The following is a 2,625-nucleotide window of genomic DNA, read 5'->3' on the forward strand; positions in this document are numbered from 1 at the left end:
CGGTCAGCTCCCCTGCAGCGGGCGTTCATCCTGGAAGAAGTAGTCCTTCCACGATTGCGGCTTGTGCTTGATGGCGCCTACCCGATAGAGAAAATCGGCCAGCTTGTAGGTGTTCTTGGGCGTGACGGTGAATTCGTACTGCGGGTTGTCGATCAGCTTGATCAGCGCGTCGCGGTCGATCTTGGCCTTGGTTACGCGGATATAGGTGTCGGCGGCAGCGGCCTTGTCTTTCTGGGCGAAGTCTGCGGCTTCGGCCAGGGCATCGACGAAGGCCTTGTAGGTCTTGGGGTTGTCCTTGCGGAACTTCTCGGTAGCAAACAGCAAGGTCGGCGAGTTGGGGCCGAGCAGGTCGTAGCTGTTGAGCACCACGTGCACGTCCTTGTTGGCCAGCACCTGGTCCTGGAACGGCGGGTTGGAGAAGTGCCCATTCAGCTCGGTGCCGCCCGCCAACAGTGCGGCGGTGGCGTCCGGGTGCGGCACGGCCAAGGTGTATTTGTCGAGGCGGTTGTATTCCTTGTCGCCCCACTGCTGGGCAGCGGCGTACTGCAGGAAGCGCGACTGCACCGAAACACCCACCGCCGGAACGGCGATACGGTCTTTGTCGGAGATGTCGGCGATGGTCTTCACGTTGGGGTTGCTGCTGACCAGGTAGTACGGGAAGTTGCCCAGCGAAGCCACGGCCTTCACGTTCTGCCGGCCCTTGGTGCGGTCCCAGACGGTCAACAGCGGTCCGACACCAGCGCCGGCGATGTCCACCGAACCGGACAACAATGCATCGTTGACGGCCGAGCCACCCGACAGCTGCGCCCAATCGACTTCGATGTCGATGCCCTGCTCCTTGCCGTGTTTCTCAATCAGGTGCTGGTCACGCACCACGTTCAGCAGCAGGTAGACGATGCCGAACTGTTCGGCAATACGGATCTTGCCTTCGGCCTGGGCCACGGCGGGGGCGGCTAGGCTGCCGACGACCAGGCTTGCGCCCAGGCCGATGCTTGCCGCCAGGCGGCTGATGGATTTGCGCATGATGGTTTCCTCAGTCGTCAGAACGGGGCATCGCCCTGGATGGTGGTGCGGTACAGCTTGCGCCGCAGGTGCGCGGGGCAGCCGGTGGCCAAGTGGATCAGCGAGCGGTTGTCCCAGAACACCAGGTCATGGGGCTGCCACTGGTGGCGATAAATGTTCTGCTCCAGCACGCTAAGGGCATACAGCTGCTGCAGCACGTCGCGGCTTTCATCATCAGGCAGGCCGACGATACGGGTGGTGAAGCCTTCACTGACAAACAGCGCCTTGCGGCCGTTTTCCGGGTGGGTGCGGACTACCGGGTGAATGACCTCCTTTACCTGCGCCAGTTGCTCGGCAGTCAGGGCCGGGCGCCAGTTGCCTTCGAATTTGGTTTCAGCGTAACGGGCGGTATAGGAGTGAGCGGCACTGCGGCCCTCGACCACTTTGCGCAGGGTGTCAGGTACAGCGTCCCAGGCTTTATGCATGTCGGCGAACAGGGTGTCACCGCCTTCACTGGGCAGTTCCTGGGCATGCAGCATGGAACCGAGGCTTGGCAGCTCTTTGTACGACAGGTCCGAGTGCCAGAATTTGCCGGCATCACCCAGGCCGATGTTCTGGCCATTTTCGATGATGTTGGAAACGATCAGGATCTCGGGGTGGCCAGTCAGCAGGAACTGCTTGAGCACATGGATCTGTAACTCACCGAAGCGGCGGCTGAAGGCGATCTGCTGTTCCGGGTTGATACGCTGGTCGCGGAACACCAGCACATGGTGGTCAAGGTGGGCGCGATGGATACGGGTGAAATCCTCGGCGCTGACCGGTTTGGCCAGGTCCAGGCCTATGATCTCGGCGCCGACGGCACCCGAGAAGGGGCGAACTTCAAAAACTTGCGGCTGGGCGCTGTCGATGGACGACAAGGCGTTCAAGGCGGCTGACATTTTTCACTCCCACGCAATGCGCGACCTCAATGGCGCGCAACGATCAGAAACGCACGGGGATTTCCCGTGTGGGTTCAAGTCGTGCGGCGCATCGATTGGTCGACGGGTACGCAGTGAAAGCGACTATAAAGTCATAAAGCCAATAATTTAAATACCATTAAGGAATAACAATATCACTGTCGCGGGGGCGCCCTGCAGTCAGATCAGCCCGCCCTGCTCTTCTTCGTCAATCAGGTTATTGAGGCTGCTGAGCGCCTTGCGCGCTGTGGAACGGTTGAGCAGCTTGGCCTGCGCGCCGGCGGGCAGGTCGGTGATCTTGAACACGCCCTTGGCGGTCAGCACGTCGATCAGGTCCTCGAGCACGCGGATCATGTCCAGGTCGCTTTGTTTCAGCTGGTTGAGGCTGTTCTCCACGACGTCATCGGCAAACCATTCCTGGATATCGGCATGGTCTGAAGGGAGCATTTCGGTGAACTGATCAAACGCGGCTGCTTCCACCCGCAGCAACTGGCCGGCGGCGTTGCGTTGCACGTAGAACATGGCGATGTCCCTCGTCACGTTGTTTCCTTGTTGGTAGACAGCAGCATAGGCAAAGATCGCCGGGCGCGCAGGCCCGGCGCCAGAGTATGCGCTGTTGGCGGGTGGCAGGAAAGAGCCGGGGCCGCTGTGCGGCCCCGGTGGTCTG

Annotated in this window: 3 protein-coding genes; all 3 read right to left on the reverse strand. The window is 61.0% G+C overall.

Annotation, left to right across the window (positions count from 1 at the left end; translation table 11 throughout):
- Window positions 1–3 precede the first annotated feature (3 nt).
- The gene (locus C4Q27_RS10815; RefSeq protein WP_010951558.1) at window positions 4–1,023 is read right to left on the reverse strand and encodes an ABC transporter substrate-binding protein; all 1,020 of its coding nucleotides are present in this window, start codon (window positions 1,021–1,023) and stop codon (window positions 4–6) included.
- 17 nt (window positions 1,024–1,040) lie between these two features.
- Entirely contained in the window at window positions 1,041–1,940 is a 900-nt protein-coding gene (locus tag C4Q27_RS10820; RefSeq protein WP_064491745.1) for a TauD/TfdA family dioxygenase, read from the reverse strand.
- A 198-nt stretch (window positions 1,941–2,138) separates the two neighbouring features.
- Window positions 2,139–2,480 carry a hypothetical protein gene (locus C4Q27_RS10825; RefSeq protein WP_003255921.1) on the reverse strand — a complete coding sequence of 114 codons (342 nt, stop codon included), beginning with the start codon at window positions 2,478–2,480 and terminating at the stop codon, window positions 2,139–2,141.
- Window positions 2,481–2,625: the final 145 nt, after the last annotated feature.

This window comes from Pseudomonas sp. SWI36 (genome assembly GCF_002948105.1).
GTDB classification, from domain to species: Bacteria; Pseudomonadota; Gammaproteobacteria; order Pseudomonadales; family Pseudomonadaceae; genus Aquipseudomonas; species Aquipseudomonas alloputida.

Coding starts and splice junctions, on each gene's coding strand:
- C4Q27_RS10815 (WP_010951558.1), bottom strand. CDS start 1,023: ATGCGCAAATCCATCAGCCGCCTGGCGGCAAGCATCGGCCTGGGCGCA.
- C4Q27_RS10820 (WP_064491745.1), bottom strand. CDS start 1,940: ATGTCAGCCGCCTTGAACGCCTTGTCGTCCATCGACAGCGCCCAGCCG.
- C4Q27_RS10825 (WP_003255921.1), bottom strand. CDS start 2,480: ATGTTCTACGTGCAACGCAACGCCGCCGGCCAGTTGCTGCGGGTGGAA.